14 protein-coding genes are annotated in these 17,927 nt (G+C 61.6%); all 14 read right to left on the bottom strand.

Going from position 1 to position 17,927, the window contains the following annotated elements:
* Positions 1 to 9: 9 nt before the first annotated feature.
* The 14 genes from rplW to rplK all read right to left on the bottom strand — a co-directional run bounded on the left by rplW (position 10) and on the right by rplK (position 17,845).
* The gene (gene rplW / locus HDE78_RS10950) at positions 10 to 303 is read right to left on the bottom strand and encodes a 50S ribosomal protein L23 (protein ID WP_179479268.1); all 294 of its coding nucleotides are present in this window, start codon (positions 301 to 303) and stop codon (positions 10 to 12) included.
* Complete coding sequence (gene rplD, locus HDE78_RS10945) at positions 300 to 902, bottom strand: 50S ribosomal protein L4 (protein WP_179479266.1); 603 nt, start codon at positions 900 to 902, stop codon at positions 300 to 302. The genes rplW and rplD overlap by 4 nt, the downstream gene beginning before the upstream one ends.
* A 10-nt stretch (positions 903 to 912) precedes the next feature.
* On the bottom strand, positions 913 to 1,554 hold the full coding sequence (gene rplC, locus HDE78_RS10940; protein WP_179479264.1) for a 50S ribosomal protein L3: 642 nt from the start codon (positions 1,552 to 1,554) through the stop codon (positions 913 to 915).
* 20 nt (positions 1,555 to 1,574) lie between these two features.
* Positions 1,575 to 1,886 carry a 30S ribosomal protein S10 gene (gene rpsJ / locus HDE78_RS10935; RefSeq protein ID WP_017461875.1) on the bottom strand — a complete coding sequence of 104 codons (312 nt, stop codon included), beginning with the start codon at positions 1,884 to 1,886 and terminating at the stop codon, positions 1,575 to 1,577.
* Positions 1,887 to 2,146: 260 nt separating this feature from the next.
* Positions 2,147 to 3,337 (bottom strand): elongation factor Tu, encoded by a 1,191-nt coding sequence (gene tuf, locus HDE78_RS10930; protein ID WP_179479240.1) that lies wholly within the window; start codon positions 3,335 to 3,337, stop codon positions 2,147 to 2,149.
* 140 nt (positions 3,338 to 3,477) lie between these two features.
* Positions 3,478 to 5,568, bottom strand: coding sequence for an elongation factor G (fusA, locus tag HDE78_RS10925; RefSeq protein ID WP_179479262.1), 2,091 nt, complete (start codon positions 5,566 to 5,568; stop codon positions 3,478 to 3,480).
* A gap of 48 nt (positions 5,569 to 5,616) precedes the next feature.
* Complete coding sequence (gene rpsG, locus HDE78_RS10920; RefSeq protein WP_179479260.1) at positions 5,617 to 6,084, bottom strand: 30S ribosomal protein S7; 468 nt, start codon at positions 6,082 to 6,084, stop codon at positions 5,617 to 5,619.
* Between the two features lie 12 nt (positions 6,085 to 6,096).
* The gene (gene rpsL / locus HDE78_RS10915; RefSeq protein WP_056386848.1) at positions 6,097 to 6,471 is read right to left on the bottom strand and encodes a 30S ribosomal protein S12; all 375 of its coding nucleotides are present in this window, start codon (positions 6,469 to 6,471) and stop codon (positions 6,097 to 6,099) included.
* Positions 6,472 to 6,662: 191 nt separating this feature from the next.
* Positions 6,663 to 10,877, bottom strand: coding sequence for a DNA-directed RNA polymerase subunit beta' (rpoC, locus tag HDE78_RS10910; RefSeq protein WP_179479253.1), 4,215 nt, complete (start codon positions 10,875 to 10,877; stop codon positions 6,663 to 6,665).
* A gap of 25 nt (positions 10,878 to 10,902) precedes the next feature.
* Positions 10,903 to 15,066, bottom strand: coding sequence for a DNA-directed RNA polymerase subunit beta (gene rpoB, locus HDE78_RS10905; protein WP_179479733.1), 4,164 nt, complete (start codon positions 15,064 to 15,066; stop codon positions 10,903 to 10,905).
* 344 nt (positions 15,067 to 15,410) lie between these two features.
* Positions 15,411 to 15,782, bottom strand: coding sequence for a 50S ribosomal protein L7/L12 (gene rplL / locus HDE78_RS10900; protein ID WP_179479251.1), 372 nt, complete (start codon positions 15,780 to 15,782; stop codon positions 15,411 to 15,413).
* 44 nt (positions 15,783 to 15,826) lie between these two features.
* The gene (rplJ, locus tag HDE78_RS10895) at positions 15,827 to 16,363 is read right to left on the bottom strand and encodes a 50S ribosomal protein L10 (RefSeq protein ID WP_179479250.1); all 537 of its coding nucleotides are present in this window, start codon (positions 16,361 to 16,363) and stop codon (positions 15,827 to 15,829) included.
* A gap of 339 nt (positions 16,364 to 16,702) precedes the next feature.
* The gene (gene rplA, locus HDE78_RS10890; RefSeq protein WP_179479248.1) at positions 16,703 to 17,413 is read right to left on the bottom strand and encodes a 50S ribosomal protein L1; all 711 of its coding nucleotides are present in this window, start codon (positions 17,411 to 17,413) and stop codon (positions 16,703 to 16,705) included.
* Between the two features lie 3 nt (positions 17,414 to 17,416).
* Positions 17,417 to 17,845: a 50S ribosomal protein L11 gene (rplK, locus tag HDE78_RS10885; RefSeq protein ID WP_179479246.1), complete on the bottom strand. Its 429-nt coding sequence runs from the start codon at positions 17,843 to 17,845 to the stop codon at positions 17,417 to 17,419.
* Between the last annotated feature and the right edge of the window lie 82 nt (positions 17,846 to 17,927).

Raw genomic sequence — 17,927 nt, 5'->3', positions numbered from 1 at the left:
ACTCCTGGCTCAGGCCTTGGCGGAAACGTCGATGGTCTGGCCATCGGCAAGACGCACATAGGCCTTACGCTTGCCCTGACGGCTGCCGGCGCGCTGACGGAAAGCCTTGACCTTGCCCTTGGTGTTGACCAGGTTCACCTGCTTGACGGTCACGTCGAACAGCTTTTCCACGGCAACACGGACATCGGCCTTGGTTGCGGTAGGAGCAACCACGAAGACGTACTGGTTGTGTTCGGCCAGACGGGCCGACTTCTCCGAGATGTGCGGCGCGCGCAGCGTATCGAGAATGCGTTCGTTGTTCATGCCAGCCACTCCTCGATCTTCTTCACGGCGTCGACCGTCATCACCACATGGTCGGAACCGACCAGGCTTACCGGGTTCAGCGCCATCACGTCCAGCACATGGATGTACGGGATATTGCGTGCACCCAGGAACACGTTCTCGGAGGCGTCTTCCGACACCAGCAGCACGCGACCGGTCACTTCCAGCTCGGCCAGCTTGGCCACCATGGTGGTGGTCTTGGGGTTGTCGATGCCGAAGCTCTCGACCACTTTCAGACGACCGGCACGGTTCAGCTCAGCCAGGATCGAGCGGATCGCCACGCGATACGCCTTACGGTTGACCTTCTGCTCGTAGCTGCGCGGCTTGGCAGCGAACGTGCGGCCACCGCCGACGAAGATCGGAGCGCGGTAATCGCCGTGGCGTGCACCGCCGCCCTTCTGCTTCTTGAATTTCTTGGTCGTACCGGACATCTGGCCGCGCGAGAGCTGCGACTGGGTACCGGCACGGCCGGCTGCCTGGTAGGCAACCACGACCTGATGGATCAGGGCCTGCTTGAACTCGGCACCGAACACTTCGTCCGACACGCTGAGCGGCTTTGCGCCAATAACGTTAAGTTCCATGGCGTACTCCTCAGCTCTTCGTCGTCGGACGGATGATGACGTCGCCACCGGTGGCACCCGGTACCGCACCCTTCACCGCAATCAGATGACGCTCGGCGTCGACCTTGATCACTTCCAGACCCTGCTGCGTGCGGTTCACTGCACCCATGTGGCCGGACATCTTCTTGCCTGGGAACACGCGTCCCGGCGTCTGGCGCTGGCCGATAGAACCCGGCGCGCGATGCGACAGCGAGTTACCGTGGGTGGCATCACCCATCTTGAAGTTCCAGCGCTTGATCGTGCCCTGGAAGCCCTTGCCTTTCGACACGCCGGCAACGTCAACGATCTGGCCGACGGTGAACACCTCGTCAGCCTTGATCTCGTTACCCACGGCATACTTGCCGAGATCGTCGGCAGACACGCGGAACTCCCACAAACCACGACCCGGCTCGACCTTGGCCGAGGCGTAATGGCCCTTCAGCGGCTGAGTCAGCAGGTTTGCACGCTTGGTGCCCACTGCGACCTGAACAGCGCTGTAGCCGTCGTTATCTTCCGTCTTCAACTGGGTCACCCGGTTCGGCGTCGCTTCAATCAGCGTCACCGGAATCGAACGGCCATCTTCAGTGAAGAGTCGGCTCATGCCGCATTTGCGGCCAACCAATCCGATACTCATCTTCGTATCCTGTCTATCGCTCAACCGAGCTTGATCTGAACATCGACGCCAGCGGCGAGATCAAGCTTCATGAGCGCGTCCACGGTTTTGTCGTTCGGGTCAACAATGTCCAACACGCGCTTGTGAGTACGAGTTTCGTACTGGTCGCGTGCGTCTTTGTCGACGTGCGGAGACACCAGAATGGTGTAACGCTCGATCTTGGTCGGCAGCGGAATCGGGCCGAGGACCGTGGCGCCTGTGCGCTTGGCCGTCTCGACGATCTCGCTGGCTGAGCGGTCGATCAAACGATGATCGTACGCCTTCAATCGAATCCGAATCTTCTGGTTCGCCATAACCGTGTCCTATTGTCGAAAGAACGTAATGTGAAACAGAACGGCTTCTCACCGCCCTGCACAACCCTTGTATTACACAGCCGCCACGCCTATTGCAGGTATGGCAAGCCGCACAGCTTACATCAATTTTATGAAAAAGTAGAGCTTTATTTCAGCCATCGTCCATGCTGGCAAAGCTAAGCCCGACATCCATGTCGGACTCTTCATAAGAGCGACTCACCCTGGGGCTTGAGTAATCCGGCCCCAAGGTTGGATCTTGCTTACTTGATGACCTTGGCAACGACGCCGGCGCCGACGGTGCGACCGCCTTCACGGATGGCGAAGCGCAGGCCTTCGTCCATCGCGATCGGGTGGATCAGGCTCACCACCATCTTCACGTTGTCACCCGGCATCACCATTTCCACGCCCTCGGGCAGCTCGCAAGCGCCCGTCACGTCGGTGGTGCGGAAGTAGAACTGCGGGCGGTAGCCCTTGAAGAACGGCGTATGACGGCCACCCTCGTCCTTCGACAGAACGTACACCTCGGCCTCGAAGTCCGTATGCGGGGTGATCGTGCCCGGCTTGGCCAGCACCTGGCCGCGCTCGACGTCGTCACGCTTCAGGCCGCGCAGCAGCAGACCGGCGTTGTCGCCTGCCTGACCCTGATCCAGCAGCTTGCGGAACATTTCCACGCCCGTCACGGTGGTCTTCTGCGTATTGCGGATACCCACCACTTCGATTTCGTCGCCGACCTTGATGATGCCGCGCTCGATACGACCGGTCACCACCGTGCCGCGGCCGGAGATCGAGAACACGTCTTCGACCGGCATCAGGAACGGCTTGTCGATCACGCGCACCGGCTCAGGGATGTACGCGTCCAGCGCGTCCACCAGCTTGATGATCGACGGCACGCCGATTTCGCTCTGGTCGCCTTCCAGCGCCAGCTTGGCCGAACCATGGATCATCGGGGTGTCGTCGCCCGGGAAGTCGTACTTGCTCAGCAGCTCGCGCACTTCCATCTCGACCAGCTCGAGCAGCTCGGCGTCGTCGACCATGTCCGCCTTGTTCAGGTAGACCACGATGTACGGCACGCCGACCTGGCGCGACAGCAGGATGTGCTCGCGCGTCTGCGGCATCGGGCCGTCCGCGGCCGAGCACACCAGAATCGCGCCGTCCATCTGCGCCGCACCGGTGATCATGTTCTTCACATAATCCGCGTGACCCGGGCAGTCGACGTGCGCGTAGTGGCGGTTCGGCGACTCGTATTCCACGTGCGCGGTCGAGATCGTGATGCCGCGCGCCTTCTCTTCCGGCGCCGCGTCGATCGCGTCATAGGCCTTGAACTCGCCACCGAAACGTTCTGCACCGACTTTCGTCAGCGCCGCTGTCAGCGTCGTCTTGCCGTGATCCACGTGACCAATCGTGCCGACGTTGACGTGCGGCTTGGTGCGTTCGAATTTACCCTTTGCCATGACCTAAACCTCTAAATGAAATATGGAACTTAGAAACGAACTTTTAAAAGTGCAGCCACTAATGGCCGCTTCTTGATCTTCGCATTCACGAACGAATGCAAAAACAGCGAATGCAAAAACGTCATTCTGCCGCTGAATCCTCAGGCCCTTTTCATGACCTGCTCGGCGATGTTGTTCGGCGCCTCGGCATAGTGATCGAACTCCATGGTGTACGTGGCGCGACCCTGCGTCTGCGAACGCAAACTAGTGGCGTAACCGAACATCTCACCCAGCGGAACGGTGGCGTTGATCACCTTTCCGGAATTGGTGTCTTCGGAGCCCTGCAGCACGCCCCGGCGGCGGCTAAGGTCTCCCATGACATCACCCATGTAATCCTCGGGCGTCACCACCTCGATCTTCATGACTGGCTCCAACAAAGCCGGGCTGGCCTTGTGAAAACCTTCCTTGAAACCGATGGAACCGGCGATTTTGAACGCCATTTCGTTGGAGTCGACCTCATGATACGAGCCGTCGATCAGCCGGATCTTAACGTCGACGACCGGAAACCCGGCCAGCGGACCAGAGCTCATCGCCTCTTGAATGCCCTTGTCGACCGCAGGAATGAATTCCTTCGGAATCGCGCCGCCGACAATGGCATTCTCGAACACATAACCCTGCCCGAGCTCCTGCGGAACAATCTCCAGCACCACGTGGCCGAACTGACCCTTGCCACCGGACTGGCGAATAAACTTGCCTTCCTGCCTGACCGACTTGCGAATGGTCTCGCGATAAGCCACCTGCGGCTTGCCGACGTTCGCATCCACATGATATTCGCGCCGCATCCGATCGACCAGAATATCCAGATGTAGCTCGCCCATACCGGCGATGATGATCTGGCCCGACTCCTCATCGGTGCGCACGCGAAAGGACGGATCCTCCGACGCGAGACGACCCAGCGCCACACCCATTTTCTCCTGGTCCGACTGGGTTCTCGGCTCGACCGCCATGGCAATGACGGGTTCCGGAAAAACCATCCGCTCCAGCGTGATCAGGTGGTCCTGAGCGCACAGGGTGTCGCCGGTGGTGACATCTTTCAGGCCGACCGCTGCCGCGATATCGCCGGCGCAGACTTCCTTCAGTTCCTGGCGGTCGTTTGCATGCATTTGCAGCAGGCGGCCGATCCGCTCTTTTTTGCTCTTGGTCGGGTTGTACAACGCGTCGCCCGATTTCAACACGCCCGAATAGACGCGAAAAAACGTCAGCGACCCGACGAAAGGATCCGTCATGATCTTGAAGGCCAGCGCCGCGAACGGCTGATCGTCGCCCGCCGTCCGGGTGATTTCCCGCTCGCTCTCGTCAAGACCTTTGACGGGAGGACGATCGGCCGGCGATGGCAGAAACTGCACCACCGCGTCGAGCATCGCCTGCACGCCTTTGTTCTTGAACGCCGAGCCGCAGAACACCGGAATCAAGGTTGCCGCCAGAGTCCCTGCGCGGATGCCGGCGAGAATGTCCTCCTCAGCCAGATCACCCTCTTCCAGGTACTTGTTCATCAGCGTTTCGGACGTTTCCGCCGCCGCTTCGACCATGAAGTTGCGCGCCTCGATGGCAGCGTCCGTCAAGTCTGCCGGGATATCCCGGTAGTCGAACTTCATGCCCTGGGATTCCATATCCCAGATCACCGCTTTCATCTTGATCAGGTCGACAACGCCTTCGAAACCCTCTTCGGCACCGATAGGCACCTGCATCGGCACCGGGTTGGCGCCCAAGCGGGACTTCAGCTGACCCACGACGCCGTCGAAGTCGGCGCCGGTACGGTCCATTTTGTTGACGAAAGCCAACCGTGGTACCGAATACTTGTTCGCCTGACGCCACACTGTTTCGGACTGCGGCTGTACGCCACCCACGGCGCACAGAACGAAAACCGCGCCATCCAAAACGCGTAGGGACCGCTCAACTTCGATCGTGAAGTCAACGTGCCCCGGCGTATCGATAATATTGAAGCGATGTTCGGGCATGGACTGATCCATGCCCTTCCAGAACGCCGTCGTCGCCGCCGACGTTATGGTGATACCGCGCTCCTGCTCTTGCTCCATCCAGTCCATCGTGGCCGCGCCGTCATGCACTTCCCCGATCCTGTGGCTGACGCCGGTGTAGAACAGGATGCGTTCCGTTGTCGTGGTTTTTCCGGCATCAATGTGGGCCATGATGCCGAAGTTACGATAACGGTCGATGGGAGTGGTGCGTGCCACAGGATGAACCTCGGAGAAGCATGTAGCACTTGCCGGTACAGCCGACGATTACCAGCGGTAGTGCGAGAACGCCTTGTTGGCCTCGGCCATACGATGCGTTTCTTCGCGCTTCTTGGCAGCGCCGCCGCGGCTTTCCGAAGCTTCCAGCAATTCGGCGGCAAGCTTTTTCGGCATCGAGGTCTCGCCGCGCTTACGCGCCGCATCGATGACCCAACGCATGGCCAACGCCATGCGACGACCCGGACGGACTTCGACCGGCACCTGGTACGTAGCACCACCGACGCGGCGCGACTTGACCTCGACGGCCGGCGCGATGTTGTTCAGCGCCTTCTCGACCAGCGCTACCGGCTCGCCGTTCTTCTCGCCGATATGCAGCAGCGCGCCGTAAACGATGCTTTCTGCGACTGATTTCTTACCGCTCTTCATCACCATGTTGATGAAACGGGCGATGAGCTGGCTGCCGTGCTTCGGATCCGGAAGGATCTGACGGGCGGGATGTGAACCTTTACGCGACATGTTTGCTGTCCTTTACTTTTTCGGGCGCTTGGCGCCGTACTTGGAGCGCGATTGACGACGCTTGGTGACACCAGCGCAATCGAGGCTGCCGCGCACCGTGTGGTAGCGCACACCCGGCAGATCCTTGACGCGACCGCCGCGGATCAGCACCACCGAGTGCTCTTGCAGGTTATGACCTTCACCACCGATGTAGCTGATGATCTCGAAGCCGTTGGTCAGGCGCACCTTGGCAACCTTACGCAGGGCCGAGTTCGGCTTTTTCGGGGTGGTTGTGTAAACGCGCGTGCAGACGCCGCGGCGCTGCGGGCTGCTCTGCAGAGCCGGCGACCCACTCTTGTAGGTCTTGGGGCTGCGGGACTTGCGCACCAATTGATTGACTGTCGTCATGCGAAGCTAATCCTGAAAACCTGATTCTGAAAACATCAAAGGCAGCCCGAACGTACTCGGTCTGCCAAGAAGCGGAAATTTAACATGGGCAGGTCGCCAGAGGCAACCGAGAACCCTGCCATCCTTGAGCCGAACACGAGGCGCATCCATGCACCTCCTACGTATGTCAGCGAGACAAACCTTGAGCAGGCTTACTCTGAACCGTCATCGCTACCGGCCGGCGCCTCGGCAAACGACACGACAGGAGTGGAGCCGGACAGCGCATCCAGTTCCGAATCGGTCAATCCACCCTGACGGCGGCGCGCCGCGTGGTATGCCAAGCCTGTACCAGCCGGAATCAAGCGGCCGACAATAACATTTTCCTTCAAGCCACGCAAGGTGTCACGCGTGCCGCGGACGGCTGCCTCGGTCAGAACGCGGGTGGTTTCCTGGAACGACGCTGCCGAGATGAACGACTCGGTAGCCAGCGACGCCTTGGTGATACCCAGCAATACCGACTGATACTCGGCCGGACGCTCGCCCTTGGCGATCGCACGATCGTTTTCGCCATTGATACGCACGCGCTCGACCTGCTCGCCGCGCAGGTAATGGCTCTCGCCCGGCTCGACGATCTCGACCTTGCGCAGCATCTGGCGAATGATCGCTTCGATGTGCTTGTCGTTGATCTTCACGCCCTGCAAGCGGTACACGTCCTGAATTTCCTTGACCAGGTACGAGGCCAGCGGCTCCACGCCCAGCAGGCGCAGGATGTCATGCGGGCTCGGCTCGCCGTCGACGACGGTTTCGCCCTTCTCGACATGCTCGCCCTCGAACACGATGACCTGACGCCACTTCGGAATCAGCTCCTCGTGCTCGTTGCCATCCACGTCCTTGATGATCAGGCGCTGCTTGCCCTTGGTGTCCTTGCCGAAGCTGATGATGCCCGAGCGCTCCGCGAGGATCGCCGGCTCCTTCGGCTTGCGTGCCTCGAACAAGTCGGCCACGCGCGGCAGACCACCGGTGATGTCACGGGTCTTGGAGGTCTCCTGCGGGATACGGGCAACCACGTCGCCCACGCCCACTTCGGCACCGTTCTGGATCGACACGATCGCACCGGCCGGCAGGAAGTACTGCGCGGCGATGTCCGTACCCGGCAGCTTGAGCTCGCGGCCCTTGCTGTCTTCCAGGCGCACGATCGGACGCAGATCCTTCGCCTGCGCACCGCGGCGTTTCGGATCGGTGACCACCGCAGACTCGAGGCCGGTCAGATCATCGGTCTGGCTCTGCACGGTGACGCCATCGAGGAAGTCGATGAAGCGCACCACGCCCGCCACTTCGGTGACGATCGGATGGGTATGCGGATCCCAATTGGCTACGGTCTGGCCCGGCTTGACCGGCGCACCATCCTTGACCGCGATGATGGCGCCGTAAGGCACCTTGTAACGCTCGCGCTCACGGCCGCTGGTATCGATCACGCTCAGTTCGCCTGAACGCGAGACAGCCACCAGATGACCCTGCTTGTGCTGCACCGACTTCAGGTTGTTGAACTTCAGCGAACCGGTGGTCTTCACCGTCACGTTGTCCACTGCAGCCGCACGCGAAGCCGCGCCGCCGATGTGGAACGTACGCATGGTCAGCTGGGTACCGGGCTCACCGATGGACTGTGCGGCAACCACGCCGACGGCCTCACCCATGTTGACCAGGTGACCACGAGCCAGATCGCGGCCGTAGCAGAACTTGCACACGCCGTGGGCGGCGGCGCAGGTGATCGGCGAACGGACCTTGATGATCTGTACGCCGGCCTTGTCCAGCTTTTCGACCAGCGCTTCGTTGAGCAGGGTGTCGCGGGTGACGATCGGCTGATCGTCGTCGCCGGGGCCGTAAACGTCCTCGACCACCACACGACCGAGCACGCGCTCGCGCAACGGCTCGACCACGTCGCCGCCTTCGACGATCGGCTGCATGATCACGCCGTTCTCGGTGCCGCAATCGTCCATCGTGATCACGACGTCCTGCGCCACGTCGACGAGTCGACGGGTCAAGTAACCGGAGTTCGCCGTCTTCAACGCCGTATCCGCCAGGCCCTTACGAGCGCCGTGGGTGGAGTTGAAGTACTGCAGCACGTTCAGGCCTTCGCGGAAGTTCGCCTTGATCGGCGTCTCGATGATCGAGCCATCCGGACGCGCCATCAGGCCGCGCATGCCGGCCAGCTGACGAATCTGCGCCACGGAACCACGGGCGCCGGAGTCGGCCATGATGTACAGCGAGTTCATCGACTTCTGATTGACCGTCTTGCCGTCGACATCCTTGACCTTTTCGGTACCGATGCCGTCGATCATGGCCTTGGCCACCAGTTCGCTGGTACGCGACCAGATGTCGACCACCTTGTTGTAGCGCTCGCCGGCCGTGACCAGGCCCGACTGATACTGCTGCTGGATCTCGACGACTTCCTTCTCGGCTTCTTCCAGGATCGGCTTCTTCTCGTCCGGAATCAGCATGTCGTCGATGCCGATGGAGATACCGGCGCGCGTCGCGAAACGGAAGCCCGTGTACATCAGCTTGTCGGCGAACACGACGGTTTCCTTCAAGCCCAGCAAACGGTAGCTGGAGTTGATCAGGCGCGAGATCGCCTTCTTGGTCAGCTCGGTATTGGCCAGCTCGAACGGCAGGCCCTCGGGCAGAATTTCAGCCAGCAGGGCGCGGCCGACGGTGGTGTCGACGATCTTGGTTTCGTGGGTGCGCGTGCCGTCCTCGGCAATGTTCACCAGCTTCAGGCGAACCTTGACCTTGGCGTGCAGCTCGACGGCACGGTTGTCGTAGGCACGGCGCACTTCGGCGATGCCGGAGAACACCATGCCGCCACCCTTGACGTTGATCAGCTCGCGGGTCATGTAATACAGGCCCAGCACGACGTCCTGCGTCGGCACGATGATCGGCTCGCCGTTGGCGGGGCTGAGGATGTTGTTGGACGACATCATCAGCGCGCGCGCTTCCAGCTGCGCCTCGATCGAGAGCGGCACGTGCACGGCCATCTGATCGCCGTCGAAGTCGGCGTTGAATGCAGTACAGACCAGCGGATGCAGCTGGATCGCCTTGCCTTCGATCAGTTTCGGCTCGAACGCCTGGATGCCCAGACGATGCAGGGTCGGCGCACGGTTCAGCAGCACCGGATGTTCGCGAATCACCTCTTCGAGGATGTCCCAGACCTGTGCTTCTTCGCGCTCGACCAGCTTCTTGGCCGCCTTGATGGTAGTGGCTTCGCCACGCGCCTGCAGCTTGGCGAAGATGAAGGGCTTGAACAGCTCGAGCGCCATTTTCTTCGGCAGACCGCACTGGTGCAGACGCAAGGTCGGACCGACCACGATCACCGAACGACCGGAGTAGTCCACGCGCTTGCCGAGCAGGTTCTGACGGAACCGGCCCTGCTTGCCCTTGATCATGTCGGCCAGCGACTTCAGCGCGCGCTTGTTGGTGCCGGTGATGGCACGGCCGCGGCGACCGTTGTCGAGCAGCGCATCGACCGATTCCTGCAGCATGCGCTTTTCGTTGCGCACGATGATGTCCGGCGCATTGAGTTCGAGCAGACGCTTCAGGCGGTTGTTGCGGTTGATCACGCGACGGTACAAATCGTTCAGATCGGAGGTCGCAAAGCGGCCACCGTCCAGCGGCACCAGCGGACGCAGGTCCGGCGGCAGCACGGGCAGTACGGTCAGCACCATCCACTCTGGCTTGTTGCCGGACTCCAGGAACGCCTCGATAAGCTTCACGCGCTTGGTCAGTCGCTTGAGCTTGGTCTCGGAGTTGGTGGAGGTGATCTCTTCCTTCAGACGAATGACTTCGCCCGGCAGGTCGAGCGACTTCAGCAGATGGAACACGGCCTCGGCACCCATGCGGGCGTCGAACTCGTCGCCATGCTCTTCGGTCGCTTCCAGATACTGGTCTTCGCTGAGCAGCTGACCGCGCTCGAGCGCCGTCATGCCCGGATCGATCACCACGAAGGCCTCGAAGTACAGGATGCGCTCGATGTCGCGCAGCGTCATGTCCAGCATCAGGCCGATGCGCGACGGCAGCGACTTGAGGAACCAGATGTGCGCGGTCGGGCTGGCCAGCTCGATGTGGCCCATGCGCTCGCGACGCACCTTGGCCAGCGTCACTTCCGTGCCGCACTTCTCACACACCACGCCACGATGCTTCATGCGCTTGTACTTGCCGCACAGGCACTCGTAGTCCTTCACCGGTCCGAAGATGGCGGCGCAGAACAGGCCGTCGCGCTCGGGCTTGAAGGTACGGTAATTGATGGTTTCCGGCTTTTTGACTTCGCCGAATGACCACGAACGGATCAGCTCGGGCGACGCCAGCGCGATCTTGATCGCGTCAAAATCCGGCGTAGCGCGCTGCTGATTGAACAGATTGAGCAGGTCTTTCATTGCTTGGCTCCTGTAGGCGCGCGGGTCACTTGATCTCTTCCAGATCGATATCGATGGCGAGCGAGCGGATTTCCTTCACCAGCACGTTGAAGGATTCCGGCATGCCGGCCGACATCTCGTGGTTGCCGTCGACAATGTTCTTGTACATCTGGTTGCGGCCCTGCACGTCGTCGGATTTCACCGTCAACATTTCCTGCAGCGTGTATGCCGCGCCGTAAGCTTCCAGTGCCCACACTTCCATCTCGCCGAAGCGCTGACCGCCGAACTGCGCCTTGCCGCCCAGCGGCTGCTGGGTAACGAGCGAGTACGGGCCGGTCGAACGGGCGTGCATCTTGTCGTCGACCAGATGGTTGAGCTTGAGGTAATGCATGTAGCCAACGGTGACCGGGCGATCGAACGCTTCGCCGGTACGCCCGTCGAACAGGATGGTCTGACCGGACTCGGGCAGATCGGCCAGCTTCAGCATCGCCTTGATCTCGGACTCTTCCGCACCGTCGAACACCGGCGTCGCCATCGGCACGCCTTCCTGCAGATTGGTGGCGAGGGTGAAGATTTCCTTGTCGGTGAGCGACTTCAGGTCGACGTGCTGTACGGCACCGGCCACATGGTGGTTGTAGATCTGGTCGAGGAACTCACGAACCTGCGCCACCTTCGCCTGTGCTTCGAGCATCTTCTGGATCTTCTTGCCCAGGCCCTTGGCGGCCCAGCCCAGATGCACTTCCAGAATCTGCCCGATGTTCATGCGCGACGGCACGCCCAGCGGGTTCAGCACGATATCGACCGGCACGCCGTCGGCGGAGTACGGCATGTCTTCGACCGGCACCACGTTGGAGACGACACCCTTGTTACCGTGACGACCGGCCATCTTGTCGCCGGGCTGGATGCGACGCTTCACGGCCAGGAACACCTTGACCATCTTCAGCATGCCCGGGGCCAGATCGTCGCCCTGGGTGATCTTGCCCTGCTTCTCCTTGAAGCGCTTGTCGAACTCTTCTTTGTGGCGCTTGACCTGATCGGCCGCACGTTCGAGGAATTCGGTGACGTCCTCGTCCTTGACGTTGATCTTGAACCAGTCGTCCTTCTTCAGGCCGTCGAGGTAGGCATCGGTGATTTCCGTGCCGCGCTTGAGGCCACCCGGACCGCTCATGGCCGACTTGCCGACCAGCGCGGTGCGCATGCGGCTGTAGATCGCGCCTTCGAGGATGCGGAACTGATCGTCCAGATCCTTGCGGACGCGTTTGATTTCGGTCTCTTCGATCTGCTTGGCGCGCTTGTCTTTGTCGATGCCGTCGCGGGTGAAGACCTGCACGTCGATGACGGTGCCGTCCATGCCCGGCGGCACGCGCAGCGAGCTGTCCTTCACGTCGGACGCCTTCTCGCCGAAGATCGCACGCAGCAGCTTCTCTTCCGGCGTGAGCTGGCTCTCGCCCTTCGGCGTGACCTTGCCGACCAGGATGTCGCCGGCCTTCACTTCCGCACCGATATAGACGATGCCGGACTCGTCGAGCTTGGCCAGCGCCTGCTCGCCCACGTTCGGGATGTCCGCGGTGATTTCCTCGGCGCCCAGCTTGGTGTCACGCGCAGGGCACGACAGCTCCTCGATGTGGATCGAGGTGTAGCGGTCTTCCTGCACGACGCGCTCGGACAGCAGGATCGAGTCTTCGAAGTTGTAGCCGTTCCACGGCATGAAGGCGATCAGCATGTTCTGGCCGAGCGCGAGCTCACCCAGATCGGTCGACGAACCGTCGGCCAGCGTGTCGCCCTTCTCCACCACATCGCCGACGTTCACCAGCGGACGCTGATTGAGGTTGGTGTTCTGGTTGGAACGGGTGTACTTGGTCAGCGTGTAGATATCCACGCCGGCGTCGTTGTCACCCACTTCGTCTTCGTTGACGCGCACCACGATACGGGCTGCATCGACCTGATCGATCACGCCGCCGCGCTTGGCGGTGGCAATGACGCCGGAGTCGCGCGCCACGGCGCGCTCGATGCCGGTACCGACCAGCGGCGTCTGCGAACGCAGCGTCGGCACGGCCTGACGCTGCATGTTCGCGCCCATCAGGGCGCGGTTCGCATCGTCGTGCTCGAGGAACGGCACCAGCGCCGCCGCCACAGAGACGGTCTGCATCGGCGAGACGTCCATGTAGTCGACTTCGGCGGCCGGACGCAGCTCGGACTCACCGCGGAAACGGCAGGACACGAAGTCCTCGATGAAGCCGCCGTTCTTGTCCAGCGGGGAGTTCGCCTGCGCGATCACGTGATCGCCTTCTTCGATCGCCGACAGGTAATCCACCTTGTCGGTGACCTTGCTGTTGGCGACCTTGCGGTACGGCGTCTCGAGGAAGCCGTAGGAGTTGGTGCGAGCGTACACGGCCAACGAGTTGATCAGGCCGATGTTCGGGCCTTCCGGCGTTTCGATGGTGCAGACGCGGCCGTAATGGGTCGGATGCACGTCGCGCACTTCGAAACCGGCGCGCTCGCGGGTCAGGCCGCCCGGTCCAAGCGCGGACACGCGACGCTTGTGGGTCACTTCCGACAGCGGATTGTTCTGATCCATGAACTGGGACAGCTGCGAAGAGCCGAAGAACTCCTTCACTGCCGCCGCCACCGGCTTGGCGTTGATCAGGTCCTGCGGGGTCAGGCCATCGGCCTCGGCCAGCGACAGGCGCTCGCGCACGGCGCGCTCGACGCGCACCAGGCCGATGCGGAAGGTGTTCTCCGCCATTTCGCCAACCGAACGCACGCGACGATTGCCGAGATGATCGATGTCATCCACGGTGCCATGGCCGTTCTTGATGTCGATCAGGACCTTGAGCACGTCGAGGATGTCGGACGTCTCGCCCTGCTCCTTGACCAGCGCCTGGGAAGCCTCTTCCTTGCGCTCGCTGAAGAACTTGTGGTCATACAGCACGCCCGGACCGAGGATGTCCTTGCGGCCCACGCGGCGGTTGAACTTCATCCGGCCGACGCTCGACAGGTCGTAGCGATCGAAGGTGAAGAACAGGTTGAAGAACAGGTTCTGCGCGGCATCCTTGGTCGGCGGCTCGCCCGGACGCATCATGCGATAGATTTCCACCAGCGCCTCCAGCGGCGTCTTGGTGTTGTCGATGCGCAGGGTGTGCGAAATATACGCGCCGCGATCCAGATCGTTGACGTACAGCGTCGGCACGACTTCGATACCGGCCTTGCGGAAGGCTTCCAGCTGCTCGGCGGTGATCTCGTCGTTCGCCGACGCCAGCAGCTCGCCCGTGGCGGGATCGACGATGTCGGTCGCCACGATGCGGCCGACCGGGTAGTCGTCGGGCACTTCCAGCGCGGTGATGTTCTCGGCCGCGAGCTGACGCACGTGACGCGCCGTGATGCGCTTGCCGGCTTCCACCAGCACATTGCCACCGACCGCGAGGTCGAAGCTCAGCGTTTCGCCGCGCAGACGCTCGGCCACCAGCTCCAGCGTGGTGCCGCCCTTCTTGCCCAGGTGGAACACGTTGTGCTCGAAGAAGATGCCGAGCATCTCCTCGTTGTTGTAGCCGAGCGCGCGCAGCAGCACGGTCACCGGCAGCTTGCGGCGACGGTCGATACGGGTGAACAGCGCATCTTTCGGGTCGAACTCGAAGTCGAGCCACGAGCCGCGGTAAGGGATCACGCGCGCGGAGAACAGCAGCTTGCCCGAGCTGTGCGTCTTGCCGCGGTCGTGGTCGAAGAACACGCCCGGCGAACGATGCAGCTGCGAGACGATGACGCGCTCGGTACCGTTGATGATGAAGGTGCCGGTGTCGGTCATGAGCGGGATTTCGCCCATGTAGACCTCCTGCTCCTTGATGTACTTGACCACCTTCTTCGAGGCCGGGCTGTCCTTGTCGTAAATGACCAGGCGCACCGTGGTGCGCAGCGGCGCACCGTAGGTCATGCCGCGGTTACGGCATTCACGTTCGTCGAACGCTGGCTCGCCGAGGCGATACTCGACGTACTCCAGCGCGGCATTGCCCGAGTAGCTGGTAATCGGAAACACCGATTTCAGCGCCGCGTGCAGACCTTTTTCGGCACGCTGCTTGGGCGAAATTTCCTCTTGCAGAAATTCGCGGTAGGAATCGGTCTGGATGGTCAGCAGGTTGGGTACGCCCAGTACGGGCGGACGCTTGCCAAAGTCCTTGCGGATGCGTTTCTTCTCGGTAAACGAGTAGGCCATGATCGGGAGCGCCTCGGTTCGCAGTGACGCCGGTGGTGCACACACCGGCTAAATGGTAAGAACTGTGGATGCCGCTATGAATCGGAAAACGATGGTTTGTTCGCCGCTTCGTCAAAAGGCATGAATCAAAGATCGTGGAGCCAACATCGTCGATCTTTCAGTGCTGACTTCTGAGCCGTGTTACAGGTACTGCTATTGCAAGTGCTTGTTGTCGATTACTTTTGAATCGCCGATACGGTTTCGATGCCACCGAACGGTTGAAGTTCACCGTTAACAGGCAAAGCCCGGGAGCTTTCGCCCCCAGGCTTGCTTGACGTCAAGTCGAACTATCGGCGCGCAAACGCCGATTACTTCAGTTCGACAGTGGCGCCGGCAGCTTCGAGATCCTTCTTGAACTTGTCGGCATCTTCCTTCGACAAGCCTTCCTTCAGGACGCCGCCGGCCTCGGTGAGGTCCTTGGCTTCCTTCAGACCCAGGCCGGTGATGGCGCGGACGGCCTTGATCACGTCGACCTTCTTGGCGCCGGCGGTCTTCAGGATCAGGTCAAACTCGGTCTGCGCTTCCGCCGGAGCGGCAGCGGCAGCGGCCGGACCGGCAGCAGCCACGGGGGCAGCAGCGGACACGCCAAACTTCTCTTCGATGGCCTTCACCAGCTCCATCACTTCCATGAGCGACTTGGCGGCAACGGCTTCAACGATCTGTTCGTTGGAAAGGGACATTTTATTTACCTCTGGAAATGGATTCAGTTAAATAGAAAGCGAACTTAAGCGGGCTCGGCTTCGACCGGAGCTTCGGCGGCAACTTCGCCACCACCGTCCTGCTTGTCGGCCACGGCCTTGACGGCGCGGGCGAACATCGCAGCGGGCTCGGCCAGCACGCGTGCCAGCATGGAAAGCGCCTGCTCGCGGGTCGGCAACGAGGCCAGCACGTCGACATGCTCGGCGGCAAACAGCTTGCCTTCGACCGAAACGACCTTCGGCTTCAGCTTGTCGTTGCTCTTGGCGAACTCCTTGATCAGACGCCCGGCAGCGCCTGGTTCTTCGGTCGAGAACGCGTACAGCAGCGGACCGACCAGAGCGTCTTGAACGACCTCGAAATCGGTACCGGCTACAGCGCGCGAAGCGAGCGTGTTCTTGACAACTCTCAAGTACACGCCGGATTCGCGAGCCTGCTTGCGCATCGCGGTCATCTGAGCGACCGTGGTGCCCGCATACTCGGCAGCGATCAGGGAGTGAGCCTTCGCGGCAACTTCTGCCAGTTCGGCAACTACTTCTTGTTTCTGGGACAGATTTAGAGCCATTGCACTCCTCCAAATGAATTCCGCTCACGGCTCCTGCCGCTTGCGGTCCTGGGCGACGCCGTCCGTGACGTCGGGGACGTAAGGTCCCGGGTGTCGGCCTTTCCAGAAAAACATTCCAGAATGGGCAGCACCATCTACGCTGGCCGGATGGGGATACATCCGATTAAGCGACCCCGCTGGCGACAACGGCGATTCCCTGCCATTTGCGAGCCTCCTGCCCGTCGTCGTCGCACGCTGGTCACGCCTGCGGTCTTTGACAGCCGCCCCGATCGCGAATGGCATCGGAGCTGCCCTCAAAAACTGCCTATACCGGGCTAGGCCGGTATAGGACTTGATCTCTTACTTGGCGGCGGTGGCCAGCGTCGAGGTATCGACGGCGACGCCGACGCCCATCGTGCTGGACAGAGCGACCTTCTGCAAAAACTGACCCTTCGCCGTGGACGGCTTGGCCTTCAGCAGATCGGCAATCAGGGTGTTGAGATTGTCCGCGAGCTGCGAAGCGTCAAAGCTGGCCTTGCCGATGGTGGCGTGAATGATGCCGGCCTTGTCGTTGCGGAACTTCACCTGACCCGCCTTGGCGTTCTTGACCGCCGTGGCGACGTCGGCGGTGACCGAGCCGTCCTTCGGATTCGGCATCAGGCCACGCGGGCCCAGCAGCTGACCGAGCTTGCCGACCACGCGCATGGCGTCCGGCGTGGCGATGACGCGACCGAAGTCGAGATCGCCAGCCTGCATGCGCTCGGCAAGATCGTCCATACCAACGGCGTCGGCACCGGCGGCCTTGGCAGCCTCGGCCTTTTCACCCGGCGGGCAGAACACGGCGACCTTGACGGTCTTGCCGGTGCCGTGCGGGAGCAGCGAAGAACCGCGCACGCCCTGGTCCGACTTCTTCGCGTCGATGCCCAGGCGCACAGCCACGTCCACCGACTCGGGGAACTTGGCCTTGGCGTTGTCCTTGATGATCTTCAGCGCTTCGTCCAGGCCATAGAACTTGCCCGGCTGCACCGCGCCCTGCGCGGCCTTCATACGTTTTGTGAGTTTGGTCGTCATGTCTTAACCCTCCACTACCAGGCCCATGGAACGGGCGCTGCCGGCGATTGTGCGAACCGCGGCTTCGAGCTCGGCGGCCGTGAGGTCGGCGCTTTTCTGCTTGGCGATCTCTTCGAGCTGGGCGCGCGTGACCTTGCCGACCTTGTCGGTATTCGGCTTGGGCGAACCCTTGGCCGTATTGGTCAGCTTCTTCAGCCAGAAGGTGGCGGGCGACGTCTTCATCGCGAAGGTGAAGCTGCGATCGGAGTAGGCGGTGATCACCACGGGAATCGGAGCACCCGGCTCCATTTTCTGCGTAGCGGCATTGAACGCCTTGCAGAATTCCATGATGTTCAGGCCGCGCTGACCGAGGGCTGGACCCACCGGCGGCGACGGGTTGGCCTGACCGGCCTTGACCTGCAGCTTGATGTAACCAGTAACTTTCTTTGCCATGGCATTTTTCCTCGCGAGTTCAGGCGCCTTGCGGCTCCTCGCTGTTCACCGGTCCCTCGATGGAAGGAAGGTCTGCATCGTG

Origin of the sequence: Rhodanobacter sp. K2T2 (assembly GCF_013408815.1) — a bacterium.
GTDB lineage: Bacteria > Pseudomonadota > Gammaproteobacteria > Xanthomonadales > Rhodanobacteraceae > Rhodanobacter.
Note: the sequence above shows the minus strand (reverse complement) of the source record. Positions and strands in the feature narration are given on the sequence as shown.